This is a genomic window from Halomonas campaniensis (assembly GCF_002211105.1).
GTDB lineage: Bacteria > Pseudomonadota > Gammaproteobacteria > Pseudomonadales > Halomonadaceae > Vreelandella > Vreelandella campaniensis_A.
This window is the reverse complement of record NZ_JPUA01000001.1, coordinates 51,444-74,327: the sequence shown is the minus strand read 5'-3', so window position 1 is coordinate 74,327 and position 22,884 is coordinate 51,444. Positions and strand designations below refer to the sequence as shown.

Genomic DNA, 22,884 nt, shown 5'->3' with positions numbered 1-22,884 from the left:
ATGTGTCACCTCAATCAGTTGTGCAATTTTCTAGGCATCAGCATTTTTTGGCATTAACCAAGGTGTAAGCCAATGCGTTAGAACAACTGCAACGTAAGCATAAAAAAAGAAAGTAGGGTTTGAGGGGGGCGCTGCTACGAACACTGCAACAAACAGTGCCACCGTCAAACCAAACTTGCCTGCCTCGGCGCGAAACAGGCGCATCGCTGCCTTTGAAGGACTAGTCGCGCGTAAAACCCCCATTCGCTTGATAAAAAAGGCGTGCGGTAATAAGGCTACCAGCGCCCCTTTAAAAACCGATGACACGCCTTCAAAATCAGCGACTAGATAGGCGGCCAGCATACCAACGAAGGTGATCATCAGTTGCGCGATCGTGAGTCGAACGATGTAGGCTTTTCGACGCTGGGTTTCGTATCGCTGCATACCGGCCCAGCCTCACTGATAAAAACCAATACCTCGACAAGCTAATAGCTAGACAAACCAAGGCAACCTGCACAAATCTTGCGCGATTATAGGGAAGCGCTATCACACCTTCAACCGAAGTCGCACCGATTTTGCTCGCTTAAGGGCTGATTTGCGACCAAAGGGGGAAAACGTGTGCGCTTCTTACGCGATATTGACTAGCCTGCTATTTAATATGATTTAAGATACCGTCCAATTCTTCGAGGCTGGTATAGCGTATCGTTAATTTACCTTTGCCTTTTTGCCCATGGTCAATGGAGACAGGCGCACCGAGCAGCTCGCCAAGGTGGGTTTCAAGCTTGGCCACATCGGGCTGCTTGCTTTGGCGATTAGGCGTTTTGATGGGTGTTTGGCTGGTTTGGACTTTTTTCACCAGCGCTTCGGTGGCCCGCACCGTCATATCGTTATTAACTACCTCATGAGCCACTTGGCGCTGCTGGGTGCTGTTCAGCGTCAGCAAAGCTCTTGCGTGCCCCATATCCAGGTCACCCCGTTCAAGCAGGGTTTGCACTTCCGGATCCAGCGCCAGCAGACGTAACAGGTTGGCCACCTGAGTGCGCGACTTACCCACCGCATCCGCAATCTGCTGCTGGGTAAGCTCAAACTCTTCACCCAGGCGTTTTAGGGCCATGGCTTCTTCAATGGCGTTAAGGTTTTCACGCTGAATGTTTTCGATCAGCGCCAGCGCCAAAGCAACTTCATCGCTGACTTCGCGGATCACCGCGGGGATAACATCCAGCTCGGCGAGTTGAGCTGCCCGCCAGCGGCGCTCACCGGCAATAATTTCGTAGCGATCCACGCCGATTGGGCGCACCACTATGGGCTGCATAACGCCCTGGGCGCGAATGGAGTCCGCCAGCTCTTCTAGCGCTTCGGGCTGAATATCCCGACGCGGCTGGTATTTACCGCGGGTTAATTGCCCTAGCGGCAGGCGTTCAAGGCGATCCTCGCTAACGTCGTCGGTCGCGGCGCTACGCGCGGCGTCAGTAAGCTCCAACGGGGTGCCGCTACCGGCAAGTTCTAAGCTGTCACGGCGACGGGCACCGGCACCAATCAGGGCATCCAGGCCACGTCCCAGCGCGGGTTTACGCGTCATTCGCTTTTCCTCATTTTATAACGCTAGGCGACGAATCATCTCTTTCGCCAACACACGATAGGCCTGGCTACCCCGGGAGAACCGGGCATATTGCGTCACGGGCAGCCCATGGCTTGGTGCTTCAGCAACTTTCACGTTACGCGGGATGGTCGTTTTTAACAGCATATCGCCAAAATAGTCACGCAGTTGCTTATCCACTTCACGGGTTAGGCTGGTGCGCTTGTCGTACATAGTGCGCAAAATGCCTGCAATCGCCAGATCAGGATTCACATTTTGCTTAATCTGCTCAACAGTATCGAGCAGTGCCGATAGTCCTTCCAGTGCATAGAACTCACACTGTAGAGGGATCAGCACGCTATCCGACGCCGTTAACGCATTGACGGTCAGCATGTTCAAAGAGGGCGGGCAGTCGATCAGAACGACATCATACGCATCTGAGACCGAAGCAAGCGCAGTGGTTAAGCAGCTTTCACTTTTTTCGCGGTCTAAAAGTTCGACTTCAGCGGCGGTGAGATCGCCGTTTCCCGGCAGCACGTCGTACTTGACCGCCAGCTTTTTGACAATGGTATCAGCGGCCGTTGCTTCGCCCAGTAGCACGTCAAGCACGCTTTTATCGAGCTCGTATTTATCGATGCCGCTGCCCATGCTGGCATGGCCTTGGGGATCAAGATCCACCAGCAGTACGCGACGGTCGAGCGCAGCGAGACTGGCCGCCAGGTTAACGGCTGAGGTGGTCTTGCCCACGCCGCCTTTTTGGTTGGTCAGGGCAATGATCTGGCTCACTTACTCAACTCCTTCTGGGGGTCAGAATCAACATTCAGCTTTCGCACTTAGCTCTTAACATTCAAGATCAGCAGCTGCCGCTGGGCCGCTTCAAAGGGTACTTCCAATAGGTGACGCTGGTGTAAACAAATACCCGCAGGCAGGTCGCGCAGTTCATCATCCGCTCCCGGGCCTTTCATGGCTAACCACTGGCCATCGGCGCTGGGTAACTGGCGGGTCAGGGTGACAAAGTCGACCAAACTGGCAAAGGCCCGGGAAATCACCTGATCGAAAGCGGCGGCCTCAAACTGCTCCACCCGTGCCTGGACGGGGGTAACGTTTTCAAGCCCCAGTTCCATCACCGCCTGGCGCTGAAAGCGCACCTTTTTGCCATTACTGTCCAGCAGCGTCACATCAAGCTGGGGGGCTAATATCGCTAATACGATGCCAGGAAGTCCAGGGCCCGCGCCCACATCCAGTAGCCGCGGCCCCTGAACATAGGGCAACACAGCGGCGCTATCCAGCACATGGCGCGAGACCATGTCTTCCACGTCGCGTACCGCTGTGAGGTTATAAGCACGGTTCCACTTGTGCAACAGTGCCAATAAGCCTAGCAGCTGTTGGCGTTGATGGTCGTCAACGGGGATACCTAACTGGCTAAGCCCTTGATCGAGCTGAGGAGCAACGCTTGCAGGTAGCGCCTTCAACAGCGGGTTCAACGAACTCATCCGTTAACTACCTCAGCTGCGGCTACCAACCGGCGCTTTTTCAGATGCACCAGCAAAATAGAGACGGCTGCCGGGGTAACGCCTGAAATCCGCGCTGCATGAGCAAGGGTTTCCGGCCGTGCTTCAGCCAGCTTTTGGCGAATTTCGTTAGACAAGCCTTCCACTTTTAAATAATCCAGCTCCGCAGGCAGTGGCGTGGCTTCGTGGCGTTTGAGTTTATCAATCTCATCCTGCTGGCGATCGATATAGCCTTGATATTTAGCCTGGATCTGCACCTGCTCGGCAACGGCCGGATCGCTAACCAGGGTGCCCTCTATACCGGGTAGATTGGCCACATCACTGTAATTGAGTTCAGGACGTTTTAGCAGATCGCTCAACCGATACTCGCGGGTAAGGGGTGCACCGGTTTTTTCCGCCACTTGTTGCGCCGCTGGGCTGCCCGGTTGTATCCACAGGGTGCTCAGCCGCGCGGTTTCTTGCTCAATGGCTTCACGTTTTTGGCTAAACGCAGCCCAGCGAGTGTCGTTAACCAGGCCCAACTCACGGCCTGTTTCGGTTAAGCGCAGATCGGCATTGTCTTCCCGTAGCAGCAAGCGGTACTCCGCACGAGAAGTAAACATCCGGTAGGGCTCTTTGGTGCCCATGGTGATCAGGTCATCGACTAGCACACCGAGATAGGCTTCATCGCGGCGGGGATACCAGGCATCCAGTTCCATAGAGCGACGGGCAGCGTTCAGGCCTGCCAGCAAACCTTGTGCACCAGCTTCTTCGTAGCCGGTGGTGCCGTTGATCTGGCCAGCAAAAAACAGGTTGTGGATAAATTTTGTTTCCAGCGAGTGCTTTAAGTCCCGTGGATCAAAAAAGTCGTACTCAATGGCATAGCCAGGCCGGGTGATATGGGCGTTTTCCAAGCCTTTGATGGAGCGCACCACTTGAATCTGCACATCAAAGGGCAGCGAAGTCGAGATGCCGTTGGGGTAGAGCTCATGGGTATCCAGACCTTCCGGTTCGATAAACACCTGGTGGCTGGATTTATCGGCAAAGCGATGAACCTTGTCTTCGATCGACGGACAGTAGCGTGGCCCGATGCCTTCAATCACGCCGGAGTACATCGGCGAGCGATCAAGGTTGGCCAGAATCAGATCATGAGTTTGCTGATTGGTGTGAGCAATATGGCAACTCACCTGCTGAGGGTGCATTTCCCGCGCTCCCAGGTAGGACATCACCGGCGTAGGGCTATCACCAGGCTGCTCTTCCAGCTGAGAAAAATCCACTGTTTTGGCATCAATCCGCGGTGGTGTGCCGGTTTTCAGACGATCAACGCGAAATGGCAGTGCGCGCAGCCGTTCGGCCAGCGCATTGGAAGGCGGATCACCGGCGCGCCCCCCCTTGCTTTGATCCAGACCAATGTGAATCACGCCACCCAAAAACGTGCCGGTACACAGCACGACGCTGTCGGCATGAAAGCGAATACCGGTTTCCGTAACGACCCCTCGTACGGTGTCGTTATCCACAATCAGGTCGCCAGCGGCCTGCTGGAAGATCGTCAAGTTGGGCTGGTTTTCCAGCATTCCGCGGATCGCCGCTTTGTAACGAATGCGGTCAGCCTGGGCACGGGTGGCCCGAACGGCAGGCCCTTTACGGGCGTTGAGCACGCGAAACTGGATGCCACCCAAGTCCGTGGCAAGCCCCATGGCGCCGCCCAGGGCATCAATTTCCTTGACCAAATGGCTTTTGCCAATCCCGCCAATCGCAGGGTTACACGACATTTGGCCCAGGGTTTCGATGTTGTGGGTGAGCAGCAGGGTCTGACAGCCCATGCGAGCAGAGGCCAGTGCGGCTTCAGTTCCCGCATGGCCACCGCCGATGACAATCACGTCAAAGCGGTCGGGGTAATTCAAGAGACACCTCGTCTTGTGCCCTTCGGCACGGATGATGTGGCCAGTGCAGTCGGTTTAGACGCAGCCACCTTAGATCAATGAGGCGGCAAGTATAAACCCCCTGTGGGTAACCGTCAGGTTTTTCCACACCCTCAATCGCTAAACAGCCTCTATTAATAACAACATAAATATAAAATAAGAGAAGTTCTGTAAATGTTGTAACTACTAGTGTGGACAATTTCTGTGCATAAGCGATTAATCATTAATAATTTCACCAGCTTATATTGTTGACTTCTACATGTTTGAAGGCGGGAGTGCCTGGGTAGAAAGGGTGCTAAGCCTGTGGATGAAATAGCGCCTTATCCACAGATGTAATTAGCCACGCCTTATCCACCGGCCAGTACCTGGGTTGTTACCGCACCTGTGAACAACCACCGTTGGGTGTGGAGCTAACGCTAAGAGACTCTCATGGTAGGCCTTACGGAGATAAAAACGATCTATGTAAAAAAAGGTTATCCACAGGCAAAAAAATGGCCTGTCGTGTCGACAGGCCGGTAAAAAAGCGTCATTTCGCATTAGCGAACGGGTTATTTAGGTGCCAAGCGCAGGTCTATGCGAAGGCATGAAGTGATCACATTTAGTGTTTAAGCACCCGGGCAAGGAAGGATTGAGTACGTTCATGCTGCGGTGAATCGAACAGTTTTTCCGGGTGGCCCTGCTCAGTAATCTCGCCTTTATGGATAAAAATCACCCGGTCGGCAACCTCACGGGCAAAGCCCATTTCATGGGTCACAATCACCATGGTCATGCCCTCTTTGGCCAGTTCGCGCATGGCATCCAGCACTTCACCGATCATTTCCGGGTCAAGCGCCGATGTGGGCTCGTCAAACAGCATCAGCCGGGGCTCCATGGCCAAGGCGCGAGCAAGTGCCACACGCTGCTGCTGGCCGCCTGAGAGCTGGCTGGGGTACTTATCGGCCTGGTCGGCGATTCCCACCCGGTCAAGCAGGCGCTTAGCGTTGCTGACCGCGTCTTCTCGGCTTAAACCGCGTACTTTCATGGGTGCCAGAGTGACGTTGTCGATCACGCTGAGGTGGGGAAAGAGGTTGAACTGTTGAAAGACCATGCCTACTTCGGTGCGAATGGTCTGCAGTGCCTTGGTGCTCTTGCCATGGGGCAGTAGCTCGTTGCTGTCGACCACCAGGCTGCCGGATTGGAACTCTTCCAAACCGTTAATACAGCGAATGAGCGTGGATTTGCCTGAGCCACTGGCGCCGATAATCACCACCACTTCACCGGGCACAATCGTAAGATCAATATTGTTAAGTACGTGCAGGTTGCCAAAGTGCTTGTTGAGCTGCTGCATACGCACAATTGGTTGCATTGTGTTGTTCAATGTCTCGTTCATTGCGCGTGTCCTTATTGTCCGGCCAGGCCTCTGCGCTCAAGTTGGCGCAGGATGATGGAGAGCGTCCAGGTGATCGCCAGATACATCAGGGCGACCATAAAGTAGACCTCAAGGGCGGTGAAGGTGGTGGCGATGTAGATTTGTCCCTGACGCACCAGTTCACCGACGCCAATCACTGAAAACAGTGAGGTGTCTTTGATGCTGATGATGCCCTGGTTACCCAGGGGAGGAATCATGCGTCGAAACGCCTGGGGCCAGATCACATAGCGAAACGCCTGGCTCCGGGAGAGCCCAAGGGAGAGCGAAGCTTCACCTTGGCCGCGTTCGATCGACTGGACACCGCCGCGGACAATTTCCGAGATATAGGCACCGGAGTTCACCGCAATGGCGGCAATACCTGCGACCAGGGCGTTGATTGGCCCACCCAGCAGCTGTGGTAAGCCGTAAAAAATAAACAGCACTTGCACCAGAATTGGCGTGCCGCGGAACACTTCGACATAAATGATGGCCGGCCAGCGTAGCCAGCGCAGACGGCTAATGCGTAACAGCCCAAAGAAGATGCCGATAAAAAAACCAATGGCCAAGCCGCCAAATGAGATAAGTAGCGTCCAGGGAATACCCGGCAGCAGGTAAGGGATAGACCCAAACGCCGCCGACCAATCAAACTGAAAATTGACGTCCACGCGTAGACTCCTGAAACAAAAAAAGCAGTTGGCAAAAAACACATGATCAACGCAGCAGGGCCGGGGGTTTTGGCCACCCGGCCCTGTAATGGCGTTACGCTATTACTGAGCTTTTACGCTCACTCTTCGCTGGGGGCTTCACCAAACCACTTGGTGTAGATCTCGTCGTAAGTACCGTCTTCCTTCATCGCTGCGAGCGCTTCGTTGGTGGGCTCTACCCACTCGCTGCCTTTGTGGAAAACAATACCGTACTGTTGGCCTTCGTAAAGCGGGCCAACGACCTTGGTACGGCCTTCACCACGGGTCTGCGAGAAGTAGGCGACGTTAGGTGCGTCATAGAGCACGGCGTCGACGTTACGTCCTAACAGCGCCATGTACATATCGGCGGTGGCGGGGTAGGGAGTGATCTCAGCATCATCGCCTAGTTCTTGCTGAAGGAAGTCGTAGCTAGTGGAGCCGATCTTAGTGGCGACGCTAAGGCCTTCTAGGTCTTCCAGGGTCTCAACATCGTCATTATCCGCACGCACGATAATTCTCAAACCCGAGTCGTAATAGGGGTCAGAAAAGTCGACGACTTCCGCACGCTCTTCGGTGATGGTAGTACCGGCAATGGCGATCTCCTGGCTGCCGGTTTGCACGGCGGGAATAATGCCCGAGAATTCCATGGTGGTGAGGTTGACTTCAAAACCTGCCCGTTCGGCAACTTCGTTGATGATATCCATATCGAAACCGACCATTTCGCCGGTCTCTTGATCCATCATTTCAAAGGGTACAAAGCTTGGGTCAGTGGCCACGTTCACCGATGGCGTTTGGGCCATGGCGGCAGTGGCGCTGCCCAATCCCAGTGCGAGCGCCAGCGTTGTTTTGGTTAGGCTGAGAGGTAGTGCTACTTTCATAAGTTTCCCCGTGCTTTGTGTGGCTTTTGCGGGTTGCAAAGCGGTTTACACCGTTTGATGTTCTTTATAAACCGCTTTTTAAGCCATTGTTGACCTATAAACCTTGGCGAGAAACCGTCAGGGCGTCAAGTCACGGGGCGTGCTGTGAGCCAACGCTGTTTAGACCATAAAGGAGGCGCCGCAGCCGCAAGTGGTGGTGGCATTAGGGTTTTGAATGCGAAAACGCGCGCCCGCCAGGCCCTCTTCGTAGTCGACGGTGGAGCCTACCAAATATTGGTAGGAGAGGGGGTCAACCACTAGGGCAGCGTTACCGAACTCAATAACGGTGTCATCGTCGGCGACGTTATCAGCAAAGTCGAAACCGTACTGAAAACCGGAACAGCCGCCACCGGTCACGTAGACCCGCAGTTTAAGGGATGGGTTATTCTCTTCAGCAATCAGCGCATTAATACGTTTGCGTGCGCTATCAGAGAGCAGTAGTGGAGTAGGAACAAAGGCTTCTGCACCGCTCATGGGTACCTCCCGCGAGCTTTAAGAACGAATAAATCGGCATTGGGGGGTGATTATGGGTAATTCCCAGCAAATTGGTCAACTATTGCTGGGAATTAGTTAGGTGAATCTTAGCTGGCGAGGGCAGGTTTCCGCGAGGGCGCTGTGAACCCATCCCTGGGCGCTACTTTCGACATCCATGTCGAAAGACCCTCGCTCCAACCTGCCCTCGCATCACGTTAACTGCCTTGGTAAAGAACCCCTTTGAGGTATTCTCTGAATGCTGGTGTTTTGTTCAAGGCATCAGCGCGGGGGCGGTGAGGCCGGTGTTCTCATCAAAGCCGAACATCAGGTTGAGGTTTTGAATCGCTTGCCCGGAGGCGCCTTTGACCAGGTTATCAATCACCGATAGCACGACGACGGTGTTGCCATTGCCCGGGCGGTGCACTGCCAAGCGGCAGGTGTTGATACCTTTGACACTGCGCGTTTCAGGATGGCTTCCCGCAGGCATCACATCGACAAAGGGTTCATTGGCATAGCGCTGCTCAAAGAGTGCCTGCAGATCACCGGGGTCAGCGGTTAGCTGGCCATAAAGTGTGGCGTGGATACCGCGGATCATCGGCGTTAAGTGGGGCACAAAGGTCAAGCCAACCGCGGATTGCTGGATATCTCGAAGGCCCTGGCTAATTTCCGGCAGATGCCGGTGGCCCGAGGCGCCGTAAGCTTTCATGGACTCGCTGGCTTCAGCGAGCAGTGAACCTACTTTAGCGCCACGGCCTGCCCCGGTGACGCCGGATTTACAGTCAGCAATCAGTTGGTTTGGATCGATTAGTCCGGCTTCCAGAAGCGGTAGGTAGCCCAACTGAACGGCGGTGGGATAGCAGCCGGGTACCGCAATCAAGCGTGCGGTTTTGATTTTCTTCCGGTGCATTTCCGGCAGCCCGTATACTGCCTCTTGCAACAGTTCCGGGGCACCGTGGGCCTGGCCGTACCAGCGGCTCCACTCGTCAGCATCGCGCAGCCGGAAATCGGCCGATAGATCAATCACCCGAGTGCCGTTTTCGAGTAGCTCCCCGGCTAGGGCGTGGGCAACGCCATGGGGTGTGGCAAAAAATACTGCATCCATGGCGCCCAGCTGTTTGGCGTCCGGCTCGCTAAACGCCAAGGTGTCGTAGTGGCCGCGCAGGTTGGGGTACATATCGCACACCTTGACGCCGGTTTCCGAGCGCGAGGTAATCATGGCGACGTTGACCTGGGGGTGCTGGGCGAGTAGCCGCAGTAACTCAACGCCGGTATACCCGGTACCGCCAACAATGCCGACCTTAATCACAAATCACTCCTTGCGGGTTACGCAGAACGGTTTTCACATTCGCTTCAGTTATACAGCCTAAGCGGATTGCTGCGTGCTGTCGAAGCTTAGCAGTCTATGATACACAAGAGAGTAGAGAGATAAGAACACTAGAACTCATCATCAGGAAGGTCGCTGTGGCGCGTTTTTCCCTGTCGGATTTTACCTTAGAGAGTTTTCGTCGCCAGCTGGCCAACGTCGACGCCCTTCCACAGCTATGTGTGCTGGGGCTGGTCTCAGGCGTTATTACCGGCGCTGTGATGGTAGCGTTTCGGCTGCTTTTGGAAGCGGGCGCCGCGCTCTACATGACCGATGGTGACCCAGAAGCGTTTGAAAGCATGGCGCCGTGGCTGCGCGCGCTGTTGCCCATGCTGGCAGTAACGCTAGTGGGAGTGTTGCTGTACAGGCAAAAACCGGCGGCGCGTAAGCTGGGTGTTGGCCATGTGATCGAGCGGCTTACCTACCACCAAGGCCGTTTTCCCCTGCGCAACTGGCTCAACCAGTGGTGGGTCGGTGTCATATCCGTCCTGGGTGGCCTCTCTGCTGGCCGTGAGGGGCCGGCGATTCACTTGGGGGCCGCGGCGGCCAGCGGGCTTGGCCAGCAGATGCGCCTGCCTAATAACAGCCTTAGGGTGCTGGTTGCATGCGGGACTGCAGCCGCCATCTCCGCTTCCTTTAATACCCCCATTGCGGGTGTCATCTTCGCTATGGAAGTGGTGATGATGGAGTACACCTTGATGAGCTTTATGCCGGTGATATTGGCCTCCACCATGGGGGCGCTGGTGGCGCAGTTGGCTTATGGCAACGAGCCCGCCTTCCGTATCCCTGAGATAGCACTAGGCTCATTGATCAATTTGCCGTGGATTGTCGTGACGGGGCTTGTGATTGGCCTACTCGCAGGCTTGTTTATTCATATTTCTCGCAGTCAGCGGATTATACAGTGGCCACTCTGGATACGGCTGGGCTTGGTAGGTGTGGCGACGGGGGTGGTGGCTTGGTGGTTCCCCCAGGTTCAAGGCATTGGCTATGACAGCGTAGCGGCAGCGCTCAATAATCAGTTGGAAATTAAAGTGCTGCTGGCGCTGATGATCATCAAGCTGCTGATTACGGCGTTAACCGTCGCAGGCGGTGTGCCTATCGGTATTATTGGCCCTGTGCTGGTGATAGGCGCTGCCACAGGCGCGCTGTTTGGTTTGTTGGGTGGCTGGCTTTGGCCAGATAAAGCCGCTGATCCGGGCATTTACGCGATGCTAGGCATGGCTGCGATGATGGGGGCGGTGCTACAGGCACCCCTGGCCGCGCTTATGGCACTTTTGGAGTTAACCCATACGCCGAGTATTATGCTTCCTGGCATGTTGGCGGTGGTGGTGGCGTGTTTAACCTCGCGGCAATTGACCGGTTGCGAAGGCTTTTTTATTAGCACGGTGCGCTATGGACTCCATCCACTTCAGCAGCCGTTGATGCAGGCACTCTCACGGGTCTCGGTGCCAGCGGTGATGGAGCGCCAACTGGTGCGCACCGAACGAATGATCACCCCTGAAAAGGCCCGGCAGCTACTCGAAACTAACCCTGTATGGCTGGTGATTGAGCGTTCGAGCGAACAAAAACCGGTGCTGGCGCTCAAAGCTGCTGAGTTGGCGCGCTGGCTGCTTGAACACGATGAGGCGCTACAGGGGGAGGAACCGCCTGCGGATGAGCTAATTGATTTACTCGAAATCCCTGGGCAGCGTTTGGAGCTGGCGCCGATTGGTTTACAGGCGACGCTTTCCGAAGCGTTTCTAAAACTGCAGGATGACGCGCTGGGAGCGCTCTACGTAGTTCATGGCTATCGCCCAAAGCAGCGGCGTATTTCAGGTATTATCACCCGTGGCGCCATCGAGCGTTATTACCACTACACTGATCCACGCGGCGTCGATTCCCGTGGCACCGATGCGTAAAACGATAATTTTCAAGGCATTATTTTAAAGACCTGATTTTAAATTCCTAGACGTACGCGAGAAGGATTCATCTCTTTAAGGAGCGACAATGTACCTATGGGTAAAGGCTATTCACTTAATGGCCGTAGTAACGTGGTTCGCTGCGCTGTTCTATTTACCCCGCCTGTATGTGTATCACGCCACCGCGCGGGATAACGGCGATGAACAGGCCATTAGCTATTTCAAAACCATGGAGCGTAAGCTTTACCGTGGCATTATGACGCCGTCGATGATTGCGGTACTCATTTTTGGTGGCTGGATGCTCTACCTGGTGCCCGAATGGTTTAGCCAGGGCTGGATGCACGCCAAGCTGGCACTAGTGGTTCTACTTATCGCCTATCATCACGTTTGTTTGATCTATTTGAAGCAGTTTGCCCAGGATCGCTGTACCAAAGGCCATGTGTTTTTCCGCTGGTTTAACGAAGCGCCGGTGATCGCGCTCGTGGCAATTATTCTGCTTGCCGTTGTGAAGCCCTTTTGATGCGCCAACCGCTTCCTCCCGTGGTGTTGGTACTCGCCGGGCATGACCCGACTGGTGGCGCAGGGTTAATTGCTGACAGTGAAGCCATTGCGGCCTGTGGTGGTTGGGCGGTAACGATTCCCACTGCGCTGACGGTACAAAATTGCCACAATGTGACCCGCGTGATTCCTGCTGAGCCGGCCGCGATGCGCCAAATGGCCGAGGCAATTAGTGAGATGCAGGTCGCGGCGATAAAGATTGGTCTACTCGCTGACGAAGATACCCTGCGCGCAGCGGAGCAAATCATTCGCCGTTTTCCAGGCATTCCCGTAGTGGCCGATCCGGTCTTTAAGGCCGGTGGTGGGACTGAGTTATCCACACCTGCTTTGCGTCAATTGTTTATTGATCGCTTGCTACCGCTTGTGGATATCTTAACCCCCAATCGTGCTGAGCTGGCCCAGCTTACGCCCGACATAATGACCCCTTTCGATGATACGGCCCGTGCGGTGGTACTAATGTCACAAGGGTGCCAAGCCATTCTGGTCACTGCCACGGATGAGCCGTTGCCCGGCAATGACCAGCAGGTGGTGCATACCTTGCACTCGCCCGATACCACACGCCAGTGGCAGTGGCCACGTTTGCCCGACATCTTCCATGGTTCTGGCTGCACGCTGGCATCGGCCATTGCCGCTCGCCTAGCAGTTGGTGAGCGCTTACCAACTGCTTGTGAACAGGCGCAGCACTTTACTTGGCAAAGCCTGTCTCAAGGCTTTCAGCCGCCCAGCGGGCAATGTTTGCCACATCGTTTTTCACGGGCTGTCCGTTTTTAATCCTATCTTCTGTACGCCATCGACCGAGAGGATGCCATGACTACATCAGCTGAACTGTTCGATCTTGCCAGTCGCCATATACCGGGTGGGGTAAACTCGCCCGTGCGGGCGTTTAAAGGGTTACACCGCCCGCCGGTCTTTATGGAGCGTGCCCAAGGCGCCTTTCTGTTTGACGTCGAAGGTAATCGCTACGTGGACTATGTCGGCTCCTGGGGGCCCATGATCACCGGGCATGCCGATCAAGACGTATTGGCTGCGGTTCGGGCACGATTGGATAACGGCCTCTCCTTTGGTACCCCTACCGCGGTTGAAACCACCATGGCAGATTTGATCTGCGAGATGATCCCCTCCATGGATATGGTGCGTATGACCAGCTCGGGTACCGAAGCCACCATGTCGGCGATACGCCTGGCACGCGGCACCACCGGCCGCGATAAGATCGTTAAATTTGAAGGCAATTACCACGGCCACTCCGATTCACTGCTGGTAAAAGCGGGATCCGGCGCACTCACCCACGGTGAGCCTAGCTCGCCGGGTGTGCCCGCCTCGCTGGCTGAACACACTATTACCCTGTCGTTTAACGACCCAGAAGGTGTAGAAGCGTGTTTTAGCGAGATTGGCGATCAAATTGCCTGCATTATCGTTGAACCCGTTGCCGGCAATATGAACTGTATCCCACCCCAGCCGGGCTTTTTGGAAACGCTGCGCCGGGTATGTAACGAGTACGGCAGCGTGCTTATTTTTGACGAAGTGATGACCGGTTTTCGAGTGGCATTGGGCGGCGCCCAGGCCCACTACGGCATAGTGCCCGACCTAACCTGCTTGGGAAAAATTGTCGGTGGTGGCATGCCAGTGGGCGCCTTTGGTGGCAAGCGCGAGATAATGCAAAATATCTCCCCCCTGGGGCCGGTTTACCAAGCGGGCACGTTGTCGGGTAACCCGTTGGCGATGGCCGCAGGTGTGGCACTGTTAACCAAACTTCAGGTGCCGGGCTTCCACGATGCGCTCTCCCAGCGGGTTAACACGCTGTGTACGGGCCTTCAGGAGCGAGCCAATGCGGCACGGGTGCCGATGATGACGCAGTCGGCCGGCGGTATGTTCGGCCTCTTCTTCACCTCGCAAAGTCGTGTGGATAACTTTGCCCAAGCCACCGCCTGTAACCCGGATGCCTTCCGCCGCTTCTTTGGTGCGATGCTCGATCACGGTGTTTACTTGGCGCCATCGGCTTACGAAGCAGGTTTTATGTCCAGCGCTCATACGCCGGAAGACATTCAGTTCACCCTGGATGCTGCAGAAAAAGCCTTCGCAGTAATGTAACGGCAAGTAACTTAAAGCCCGCTATACTGTAAGAGCCGCTCAACTTGAGCGGCTCTTGGCTTATATGAGAGTTACACTCATGACACGACCAACGGCTTGGCGATACATGATCTGCGCAGCGGGGCTGCTGGTTTGCTTCCCGCTGGCTGCTCAGTCGCCTCAGGAGCAGGACATGACCCAAATTCATATCACCATGAGCGGTTCGCCAGGCGCCGAGTTTTCCGCCCACTGGCGCATTACCCACGAAGGCGAAACCACCGAGCACGTTGAAGAGAGCGGGACAGTACCTGCTGAGTACACCTTCACTGGCACGGAGCTTGAAGGCACGGTAAAGCTGTTAAGTGACGATGAGCGGCTGGAAGTGGATATTCAAAAAGGCAGTAACCGGTCGCGTTCATCGACTCAGGGGGCAGGGGGGACATTGACAGTATCAATTCGCTAACAAATAAAGCCGCCCTGATGAGGGGCGGCTAATTCATAGATGGTGATGATCTATGTGATTATTGGCCTTGGTGCACAGTGTTCATGTTACCGTTGCCAAATGTGTAGATAGTCGAGTTATGGTTTAAGCCGACTTGAGTAACTTCATTAGTATTGTAGGCACCAACAGTCTTGATATAAGAGTCGCTATACATGCCTGACTGATCTACAGTGCTGCTGTTGCTGAGACCGGAGGTAAGAATGGTGCTATCTAGATAATCACCATTCTGAACAACAGAGTCGACGTTGGAGACACCATACTGCTCTATCCACGACTCATTGTAGTCGCCGCTCTGTTTAACACTGGCCTGGTTGTTGAAGCCGCCAAAAAAGCCAGATTGTTGAATACCTGACTCGTTACGTGTTCCTGTTTGCTCCACGTTTGCTTCATGGTTGGTTCCACTCTGATCCACCCAAGAGTTATTTTTAAACCCATCTTGAGCAACGCTAGCAGTATTCAAAGAACCGCTTTGTTCAACTACTGAGTCGTTATACCAGCCAGTCTGGGTTACATCGGCTTCGTTGGCTGGTCCCCAGCCCTGTTTAATGTATGAATCATTACCTTTGCCGTCTTGGCTAACGTTGGCATAATTGTTACTACTTGTTTGGTAAATACCAGAAACGTTATAAGCTCCTAGTTGGTCGACAATGGCTTCGTTACCATTAGCCGTTTGCTCAATATTTGAGTCATTCTGGCCAGGAGCATAAGTTGCAACTCCTACTTCGTCGTCTTGAGTTACCGTGGCGCTGTTGCTATCTCCTTGTTGATAAATTCGAGATTTTTGCGTTCCCCACTGGGTAACACTGTTAACGTTGCCGTTACCGGTTTGGTAGATAGAAGAGTCACTACCAACGTACTGTGCGGAAGCAGCGGTGCTCATAGCAAAGGCAACAGCGGCAGCGAGAGTGGTGATTTGAGTTTTCATGGTGTTTCCCCATTATGTCATGCTTGCTTTAGTTATTACTGAGACAACCTTTGTTGCTCAGTAGGTTTCGACGGTGACTGGGCGTGCATTGCTTGAAAACGCTTGTTGTTCAACACTAATGCCACGGTAGCCACTCCCCGATTGTGAAATCTGTATGTCACTACGATTGCCAAGTTGGCGCACAGAAGAATTTAGCTCTCTTGATGTGCCTCCTGACTGGGTAATATTCACGTTATGATTTCTACCGATTTGTGAGATATTACTAACGTTATTACCGCCTGCTTGATTGACTGCTGCGGTGTTGTAGTTGCCTAGTTGATAAATACTGGAAAAATTCCCTGCTTGATAACTACCAGATTGCGAAACTATGGTGCGATTATTGTTACCAATTTGCGCAATAATGCTGTAATTACCCTGACTGCTTTGAGCAGCGGTTTGCTTGGAAAATTGTTCGACCCGGCTGTTGTCGGCATTGATTGTTAAGGAAACTGAAAGAGTTGCCGTCAAGACTGTTGTCATCAACAGAGCTCGCTTGGTAGTGGTGTGCTTCAGTTTCATCATATTTCCCTTTGAAACATTTTGTATCAGTTTGTATTTCTATTGTTCAGTTTGAATCAATTCGAAATTTTCGCTATCAGACGTTTTCTTATTTATGTTGTGCAAATTCTCGTGTTTATTAATAAGTAAATGATGAGTTTTCTAATCTCGATTTTAACTTTTTTGCTTACAAAAACGGTCAGGCTATTAGCCTGACCGTTAATTTTGTTTAATTTTCGATAGTTAATGATTTTATTTTTTCTTTAACGAAAACAACCCCAGTAAAATTGTGGTGATTACAGTATAGGCACGGGGGCGTCAAGATAGTCCGCTAGAATGGTATCTTGCAAATTAATATTATTACCCAAATTCCAAAGGTTATTCTCTACCCCTCTCGCGACTAAATGTATAACTGCTGATTCAATCGCAGACATAACGGCAAGTTGTACTGGTTCGTTGGTGGTCAGTCCCACTTCGGCTTCTAACAAACGCCGAAAGTCGATAAAACGATAAACGCCCGCCCGCATTTCTTTTGAATAGATGGTTTTTGTCGTGGTGACGTTAGCCAATACTTCACCGGTCGATATTTCAACCGCGCGTAAATTGACCGTTACCTGGTCAACTTGGTATTGCCCCGAGGCGCCAATACCAAAATACTCAGCGCCTGCACCACCGGTGCGCACGTTTGACTCGTAGGCGATAATGCCGCCTTCGAGCATCACAGAGGCAGCACGGAGTGATGGCAATGTATCTGGCTGACCGAAGCGCTCGAACTCCGCGCGAATAATGCGTCTTTCGGTAAGTAAGTTCTGTAACCCTACTCGTTCAAGCGGTATAAACCAGCCGGAGTCTGCTAGTGCTCCAGTCAGCATTGCCGCCGCACCTTGTGTTACAGCGGTTGAAAACGTGCTGGCGGGGGCGGGTCGGTACTGACCTGTTTGGTCACGGAAGTCATAAACTGAAACGAATATTCGCCCCGCTGGAGGGGGTAAAGAGACCAAGTCTTGATAGGTTGCCCCCCGGGGCGTGAGCGTTGCTTGTGCCCCTTCTAAATTTTCAGATGTCGCGACCATACCAGCACAGCCGCTGAGCAAACCAACCATGAGTAGCGAAGCGATAATTTTCATAATGTTCCCCTGAATGACGCGCAACCGTAAGTAGGCTGATTGATAGTCCCGTTAGTTTTTTTCGTATAAAAAGCAGGTAATAGATCAAGGGTTAAATAAACCGCCCACGCTAATATTGGTAACATCACCGGTGACTTTATCGATCACTCTTACTATTAGCTGCCCGCCTTCATCACGTACCACAACGCTAAAATCTCCACTATCGAACGATCCTTCACCCACATTACCTGCCCCAACATCACTGATTAATTGTGATATCAAGCGACTCTCAAGACTTTGAATAAGCCGTTCGGTCGCTGAGAGTGACTCGATACCCCTGGCATTAGGGTCGGTGTTTGTATCCTGGGACTGCGCTTTACCCAGTAAATAGCTACCCATGAAGGGGTCACCGCCAAAGGAGGGATTGATGGGTGTATAAATCAGTTCTCCTGCGTTTGCGTTTTGGGGCAGCGTAGTTGCCAGGATGATAGTTGCCAGAGCACTGCCAGCTGTTATTTTGAGTATGTTTTTCATTAACGTAGCTCCTCTTTTCCCAGGTCTTTGTCAGAGGTAAGCGCAGAGGCTAGCTGTTGACGTAGCAGCGCTTCTTCGACGGTTTGCACGGCTTCCCCTGCGGCACGATCGGCTTCATTGATCCTAGGGGAGAGCTGTGTACGGAAATACATACGATTGCCTTCCATCACCCATATTTGGCTACCCCAGCGCGCATCAGGGCGCTCATTGATAGTGATAGTGGCATTGCCGATAATCAGGTTATCCATTGCCCGCTGGCTAAAGGCGCGATAAAAGGTTTTACCTGCCATGGTGATTGTTCGGTCGACCATGACGCCGGTTAGCTCACTTCCACCGTTGGCGTTACCCCGAACTTCAGGCCCGTCTGGGCTAGAGAGCTGATTAATAGCGTCAATCGCTTCTTGTTCGTTGGCGGGGAATGCCTCGGCAGGATCAGCCGGTTCGTTGGCTAATGCTGAAGATGACATAATCCATACAGCCATGGTTAAAAACCCCATGCTTAAACGGTTTATTAATGACATAGCAGTTACCTCTACCCGCTAGCGTTACCGATGTCGCTGAAGGCTGCGTGCGGTTTCTATATTGGGCAAAATTGGCCCCAAGTTTTGATGAATCCAATTGAGCGCTTGAATACGGTTGTGAACGTTAATCTTGCGAAAAATGTTGTATAGATGTGACTTAACGGTGTGTTCGCTTACAAATAGCTTTTCAGCAATTTGTTGATTGGATGAGCCTGCGCTAAGCAGCGAAATAATTTCCATTTCTCGGTTAGTGAGTCCGCAGGCCGGGCGGAAAGCATTACTTTGGTATTTGCGATAGAACAGGATCAAACGCGCCATTAAGTCGCGCGACATCCACAGTTCCCCTTCCAATAGTGCGTGAATGCCTTTGCAGATGACCTCAAGACTTTCGTTACGATAAAACACACCTTTTAGCTGAGCGCACGATAGTGCTTCCAAGGCGTGATCCATATCGTGAATGTTGAAGGCGGCTAGAGGTGTTTTAGTCAGTGCATCAGGTAACTTATCTTGCCACTCGGGCAGCGTATCAACCCCTATATGATCACTGTCGATAAGAATCAGCATGTTACCTGTGGCGGAAATAGGTAACGCCGAGTGGGGAGAGTGAATACTGATTTGACATCCGGTGTGCTTGTTCAAGTACTCAGCGAATAGCTGTACTTGAGGACTTTTTTCGGTCACGACATACACCGTTCCGGTAGACTTTTCCTGCGACATTGGGGAGCCCTCGTGGAGAGAAAGAGTGAGCAGGGAGCTTCTGAATTGTTGACTATAAGATACGTTTCGTAAAGTTTTGTTATTAAAAATATGGTAAAAATATTTCAGAGTGAGTCGTAATATTTTCTTTCATTCGTTTTAATTCCTTTTAAAACAAAAGCTAACTTGTTTTATTAGTATATATTGAAGTAATTCGCCTTGGATACGTTGAGTAACACTTTGCTGGCTTTTGATACGCTGAATGAGCGCGTAAACTGACTCTCTACTGTCAGGAGTGCTATACATGACCGCCGCCAATACCCTTGTTCTAGCCAGTGGAAATTCAGGAAAATTAAAAGAATTCAATCAATTACTTTCACCTTTGGGCTTCGATGTTCGCCCCCAGGCAGACTTTGGTGTTACCGAGGTGGAAGAGACGGGCCTAACCTTCGTCGAAAATGCCCTGTTAAAAGCACGTGAAGCGAGCCGCGTTAGTGGATTGCCGGCATTAGCTGACGATTCGGGGCTGGAAGTGGACGCACTGAACGGCGCCCCCGGTATCTATTCCGCCCGGTATGGCGGTGAGCCCAGGAGCGATGAGAAAAATAATCAAACGTTGTTAACCGCGTTAAGTGACTATGCGGAAGGGCAGAGAAGCGGTCGTTACTGGTGCGTGCTGGTTTATTTGCGTCACCCGAAAGATCCAGTGCCGGTCATTGTGCAGCGCAGTTGGGAAGGCGAGATTCTTGCTCATCCCCGAGGGAAGGAGGGGTTCGGCTATGATCCGCTTTTTTGGTTACCTGATCAGGGGATGAGTGTTGCCGAACTGCCCAGCGAAAGTAAAAATCGCCTTAGTCATCGTGGTCGTGCGCTGCAAGGCTTGGTTGAGCTGCTGAAGGTGGCGCATGGCTGATAAGCTGCCGCCGCTATCTCTCTATATCCATACGCCGTGGTGTGTCCGTAAATGCCCGTACTGTGATTTCAATTCTCATGAGCCGGGGACGCATGGTTTTACGCCTCGGGATTTACCTGAAGCGGCTTATCTTGATGCGTTGTTACAAGACCTGGATAACGATCTAGTCCTCGCGGCTGGGCGGGAAATTCAGACTATCTTTATCGGCGGAGGGACACCCAGCCTGCTGTCGCCCGCTTTTTATGACCAATTATTAAAAGCGATCAACGCCCGTTTGCCCTTCGCCAATGGTATAGAGATTACCTTAGAGGCAAATCCAGGCACCACTGAGCAAGAGCGTTTCATTGGTTACCGGAAAGCAGGGATTAATCGCCTCTCGCTGGGTATTCAAAGTTTTCAGCCCGATCAACTGCATTCACTGGGGCGAATTCATAGCGGTGATGAAGCGATTACTGCGGTGACACAGGCTCGCCAAGCAGGTTTTAGCAACATTAATATTGATCTGATGCACGGTTTGCCCGACCAAACGCCTCAATTGGCGATGGATGATATTAACCAAGCGCTGGCATTGGCACCTGAGCATCTCTCTTGGTATCAATTGACCCTTGAGCCAAATACGGCTTTTCACTCTCACCCTCCGGTGCTTCCCGAGGAAGAGGCGCTTTGGGATATTCAGGACACGGGACATCAGCTTTTGGAGCAGGCGGGTTTCAAGCGTTACGAGATTTCGGCTTACGCAGCCGCTGATCATCAGAGCCGCCATAACCTTAATTACTGGCAGTTTGGTGATTACCTCGGGATTGGTGCTGGTGCCCATGGCAAGCTTAGCCGTATTGACCCAAATGGGGAGTGGTACATTGAGCGGCGCTGGAAAACTCGCCAGCCGGACGCATATTTAAAGCGCACGGGTGACCTGCGTGGCTTTATAGCCGGTAAGCAGCTTATAAAAGCGGATGAGCTGCCGTTAGAGTTTGCCATGAACGCTTTACGGCTCACCGATGGGGTGTCACTTGAGACATGGAGAGCTAACACTGGGCAGCCAAATGCTATGTTACTGGCGCGTTTACAATCCGCCGAGAAAAAAGGACTTTTGATGCAAATGCCTGAAAAGCTGCGTGCATCGCCTCAAGGTCTATTATTCTTGAATGAGTTGCTAGCCTTGATCAGTGATGATTGATTAGCGATGAATATAAAGATGTCTCGAACATAACAAGGAGTGAGTGATGCGAATTTCTAGACTACTGACACCGTTGGCGGCTGCTATTCTACTGGCCGGTTGTGCTACATCGGATCCTTACGGTGGCCAAACGCAGCGCTCTAGCACCGCGATGGGTACCGGGATTGGTGCCGCCGTTGGTGCCGCTGCTGGGGCACTTTCTGGCGATGGTAGTACCAGCCGCCGTGACCGTGCGTTAATTGGTGCGGCTGTGGGTGCGGCGGCGGGCGCCGGTATTGGTGTCTACATGGATCGCCAAGAGCAGCAACTGCGTGAAAATCTGCAAGGGTCACGCATAGAGATTGATCGCAGAGGCGACGATATCGTGCTCAATATGCCTAGCGGCGTTACCTTTGGCTTTGACTCTGCTGAGTTGACTAGTGAAGCGCGTGGTTCACTCAATGAAGTGGCTAATGTACTTTCCCAGTATCAGGATACCCGCGTTAGTATCGCTGGCCACACTGACAGTACCGGTGATGCGAGCTATAACCAGCGTCTATCTGAGCGTCGTGCCCAAGCCGTGGCCAGCTACTTGTCTCAGAACGGCGTTTCATCCATGCGCCTGAATACTTCTGGTTACGGTGCTACTCGGCCAGTCGCTAGCAACGACAATGAGCAGGGCCGTGCTCAAAACCGTCGGGTAGAAATTACCTTAACGCCTACTGGTAACGGCCAGGGCTAAGTAAGCCTCTTAAAGCTGCACATTGCCGCTCAAAGCCCGCTATGCTTCTATAGCGGGCTTTTTTCGTTCACCTGTTTACGAGCTACCATGCTGTCCTATCAACATGCCTACCATGCCGGTAATTTTGCCGATGTACATAAACATCTAACGCTTTATGCGGTGATGGATTATTTGTTACGTAAAAAAACTTCTATTACATATGTCGATACTCACGCGGGTCGAGGACTCTATCCGCTCAACGCCCAGGAGACGCAACGCTTGCAGGAGTACCGCGAGGGCATATGGCCGGTGTGGCAAGCCCGTGCTGGGTTTGGTGATGCGCTGCTTAACGCATGGCAAGCAGCGCTAGCAAGCGCTCAATCCATGCCTGAGGCACTGACCCACTATCCAGGCTCACCGTGGTGGCTGAGTTATTTTCTACGCGAGCAGGATCAACTGCGGCTGTTTGAGCTGCACCCCGGAGAGCATGAGCAGCTAAGTGCCCAGGGGTTAGCGCCACACGCACAACATGTGTTTGGTGACGGTTTGACGGGGCTAACAGCGATGCTGCCTGTCACATCGCCACGCTTGTGTGTGCTTATTGATCCTAGCTACGAGCGTAAAGTGGAGTATCAGGAAGTTGCCGAGGCAGTGGCTTATACGCTGAATAAAGCGCGCCATGGGGTGGTATTGATTTGGTACCCGCTGTTGCCTGCAGGCCATCATCACACGCTTTTAAGCAGCCTCAAAGAGAGTGGGATTCTCAAGATATGGCGCAGCGAGCTACTGCTTCGCGAACCAGGAGAGCAGGCCCGCGGCATGTTCGGTAGCGGTATGCTGGTGATTAATCCGCCCTGGGGGCTGGATGAACGGCTGGCTGCGGCGATGACGGAAATTACCCCGCTATTCGGTGCAAAAAGTCGCTATCAGGCGGACTGGTGGGTGGGGGAGTAGTTGTT

At 52.9% G+C, this 22,884-nt stretch carries 25 protein-coding genes; 9 read left to right on the top strand and 16 right to left on the bottom strand.

All coding sequences use genetic code 11. The annotated features are described in order from the left end of the window. Nucleotides 1–30: 30 nt before the first annotated feature. The 10 genes from JI62_RS00355 to argC form a co-directional block, all read right to left on the bottom strand. The gene (locus tag JI62_RS00355) at nt 31–423 is read right to left on the bottom strand and encodes an ATP synthase subunit I (protein ID WP_088698260.1); all 393 of its coding nucleotides are present in this window, start codon (nt 421–423) and stop codon (nt 31–33) included. Between the two features lie 205 nt (nt 424–628). After that, complete coding sequence (locus JI62_RS00350) at nt 629–1,558, bottom strand: ParB/RepB/Spo0J family partition protein (RefSeq protein WP_088698259.1); 930 nt, start codon at nt 1,556–1,558, stop codon at nt 629–631. 15 nt (nt 1,559–1,573) lie between these two features. Next, nucleotides 1,574–2,341: a ParA family protein gene (locus tag JI62_RS00345; protein ID WP_088698258.1), complete on the bottom strand. Its 768-nt coding sequence runs from the start codon at nt 2,339–2,341 to the stop codon at nt 1,574–1,576. A gap of 47 nt (nt 2,342–2,388) precedes the next feature. Further along, nucleotides 2,389–3,048, bottom strand: a complete 660-nt coding sequence (gene rsmG / locus JI62_RS00340; RefSeq protein WP_088698257.1) for a 16S rRNA (guanine(527)-N(7))-methyltransferase RsmG — start codon at nt 3,046–3,048, stop codon at nt 2,389–2,391. Beyond that, nucleotides 3,045–4,949 carry a tRNA uridine-5-carboxymethylaminomethyl(34) synthesis enzyme MnmG gene (gene mnmG, locus JI62_RS00335; protein ID WP_088698256.1) on the bottom strand — a complete coding sequence of 635 codons (1,905 nt, stop codon included), beginning with the start codon at nt 4,947–4,949 and terminating at the stop codon, nt 3,045–3,047. Before mnmG ends, rsmG begins: the two co-directional genes overlap by 4 nt. Nucleotides 4,950–5,565: 616 nt before the next feature. Continuing rightward, the gene (locus tag JI62_RS00330; protein ID WP_170938445.1) at nt 5,566–6,336 is read right to left on the bottom strand and encodes an amino acid ABC transporter ATP-binding protein; all 771 of its coding nucleotides are present in this window, start codon (nt 6,334–6,336) and stop codon (nt 5,566–5,568) included. 11 nt (nt 6,337–6,347) lie between these two features. Continuing rightward, nucleotides 6,348–7,019, bottom strand: a complete 672-nt coding sequence (locus tag JI62_RS00325) for an amino acid ABC transporter permease (RefSeq protein ID WP_088698255.1) — start codon at nt 7,017–7,019, stop codon at nt 6,348–6,350. 119 nt (nt 7,020–7,138) lie between these two features. Then, on the bottom strand, nt 7,139–7,915 hold the full coding sequence (locus JI62_RS00320; protein ID WP_088698254.1) for a transporter substrate-binding domain-containing protein: 777 nt from the start codon (nt 7,913–7,915) through the stop codon (nt 7,139–7,141). A 159-nt stretch (nt 7,916–8,074) separates the two neighbouring features. Then, nucleotides 8,075–8,428 carry an iron-sulfur cluster insertion protein ErpA gene (erpA, locus tag JI62_RS00315; RefSeq protein WP_088698253.1) on the bottom strand — a complete coding sequence of 118 codons (354 nt, stop codon included), beginning with the start codon at nt 8,426–8,428 and terminating at the stop codon, nt 8,075–8,077. A 271-nt stretch (nt 8,429–8,699) separates the two neighbouring features. Continuing rightward, entirely contained in the window at nt 8,700–9,734 is a 1,035-nt protein-coding gene (argC, locus tag JI62_RS00310) for an N-acetyl-gamma-glutamyl-phosphate reductase (protein WP_088698252.1), read from the bottom strand. A gap of 155 nt (nt 9,735–9,889) precedes the next feature. Here argC and JI62_RS00305 point away from each other — a divergent pair, with 155 nt between their 5' ends. The 5 genes from JI62_RS00305 to JI62_RS00285 all read left to right on the top strand — a co-directional run bounded on the left by JI62_RS00305 (nt 9,890) and on the right by JI62_RS00285 (nt 14,777). Beyond that, complete coding sequence (locus tag JI62_RS00305; RefSeq protein WP_088698251.1) at nt 9,890–11,689, top strand: chloride channel protein; 1,800 nt, start codon at nt 9,890–9,892, stop codon at nt 11,687–11,689. A gap of 88 nt (nt 11,690–11,777) precedes the next feature. Beyond that, on the top strand, nt 11,778–12,209 hold the full coding sequence (gene hemJ / locus JI62_RS00300) for a protoporphyrinogen oxidase HemJ (RefSeq protein WP_022521043.1): 432 nt from the start codon (nt 11,778–11,780) through the stop codon (nt 12,207–12,209). After that, on the top strand, nt 12,209–13,018 hold the full coding sequence (gene thiD, locus JI62_RS00295) for a bifunctional hydroxymethylpyrimidine kinase/phosphomethylpyrimidine kinase (protein WP_088698250.1): 810 nt from the start codon (nt 12,209–12,211) through the stop codon (nt 13,016–13,018). Before hemJ ends, thiD begins: the two co-directional genes overlap by 1 nt. 36 nt (nt 13,019–13,054) lie before the next feature. Beyond that, nucleotides 13,055–14,335, top strand: a complete 1,281-nt coding sequence (gene hemL, locus JI62_RS00290) for a glutamate-1-semialdehyde 2,1-aminomutase (RefSeq protein WP_088698249.1) — start codon at nt 13,055–13,057, stop codon at nt 14,333–14,335. A 79-nt stretch (nt 14,336–14,414) separates the two neighbouring features. Then, a complete protein-coding gene (locus tag JI62_RS00285) occupies nt 14,415–14,777 on the top strand; it encodes a hypothetical protein (RefSeq protein ID WP_240513084.1) in 363 nt (120 codons plus the stop codon). 58 nt (nt 14,778–14,835) lie between these two features. On the opposite strand, the gene JI62_RS00280 is transcribed toward JI62_RS00285, so the two are convergent. The 6 genes from JI62_RS00280 to JI62_RS00255 form a co-directional block, all read right to left on the bottom strand. Further along, the gene (locus tag JI62_RS00280; protein WP_240513083.1) at nt 14,836–15,741 is read right to left on the bottom strand and encodes a curlin subunit CsgB; all 906 of its coding nucleotides are present in this window, start codon (nt 15,739–15,741) and stop codon (nt 14,836–14,838) included. Nucleotides 15,742–15,798: 57 nt separating this feature from the next. Beyond that, a complete protein-coding gene (locus JI62_RS00275; RefSeq protein WP_088698247.1) occupies nt 15,799–16,299 on the bottom strand; it encodes a hypothetical protein in 501 nt (166 codons plus the stop codon). Between the two features lie 275 nt (nt 16,300–16,574). Continuing rightward, nucleotides 16,575–17,405, bottom strand: coding sequence for a CsgG/HfaB family protein (locus JI62_RS00270; RefSeq protein WP_088698246.1), 831 nt, complete (start codon nt 17,403–17,405; stop codon nt 16,575–16,577). An 84-nt stretch (nt 17,406–17,489) separates the two neighbouring features. Beyond that, complete coding sequence (locus JI62_RS00265) at nt 17,490–17,918, bottom strand: curli assembly protein CsgF (RefSeq protein ID WP_088698245.1); 429 nt, start codon at nt 17,916–17,918, stop codon at nt 17,490–17,492. After that, nucleotides 17,918–18,439: a CsgE family curli-type amyloid fiber assembly protein gene (locus JI62_RS00260; RefSeq protein ID WP_170938444.1), complete on the bottom strand. Its 522-nt coding sequence runs from the start codon at nt 18,437–18,439 to the stop codon at nt 17,918–17,920. The genes JI62_RS00265 and JI62_RS00260 overlap by 1 nt, the downstream gene beginning before the upstream one ends. A 24-nt stretch (nt 18,440–18,463) precedes the next feature. Further along, on the bottom strand, nt 18,464–19,156 hold the full coding sequence (locus tag JI62_RS00255; RefSeq protein WP_088698244.1) for a response regulator transcription factor: 693 nt from the start codon (nt 19,154–19,156) through the stop codon (nt 18,464–18,466). 283 nt (nt 19,157–19,439) lie between these two features. Here JI62_RS00255 and rdgB point away from each other — a divergent pair, with 283 nt between their 5' ends. The 4 genes from rdgB (at nt 19,440) to JI62_RS00235 (ending at nt 22,879) form a co-directional block, all read left to right on the top strand. Then, nucleotides 19,440–20,048, top strand: coding sequence for an RdgB/HAM1 family non-canonical purine NTP pyrophosphatase (gene rdgB, locus JI62_RS00250; protein WP_088698243.1), 609 nt, complete (start codon nt 19,440–19,442; stop codon nt 20,046–20,048). Beyond that, nucleotides 20,041–21,225: a radical SAM family heme chaperone HemW gene (gene hemW, locus JI62_RS00245; RefSeq protein ID WP_088698242.1), complete on the top strand. Its 1,185-nt coding sequence runs from the start codon at nt 20,041–20,043 to the stop codon at nt 21,223–21,225. Before rdgB ends, hemW begins: the two co-directional genes overlap by 8 nt. A 46-nt stretch (nt 21,226–21,271) precedes the next feature. Then, entirely contained in the window at nt 21,272–21,946 is a 675-nt protein-coding gene (locus JI62_RS00240) for an OmpA family protein (RefSeq protein ID WP_088698241.1), read from the top strand. A gap of 87 nt (nt 21,947–22,033) precedes the next feature. Then, nucleotides 22,034–22,879 (top strand): 23S rRNA (adenine(2030)-N(6))-methyltransferase RlmJ, encoded by an 846-nt coding sequence (locus tag JI62_RS00235; RefSeq protein ID WP_088698240.1) that lies wholly within the window; start codon nt 22,034–22,036, stop codon nt 22,877–22,879. The last annotated feature ends 5 nt before the right edge of the window (nt 22,880–22,884 follow it).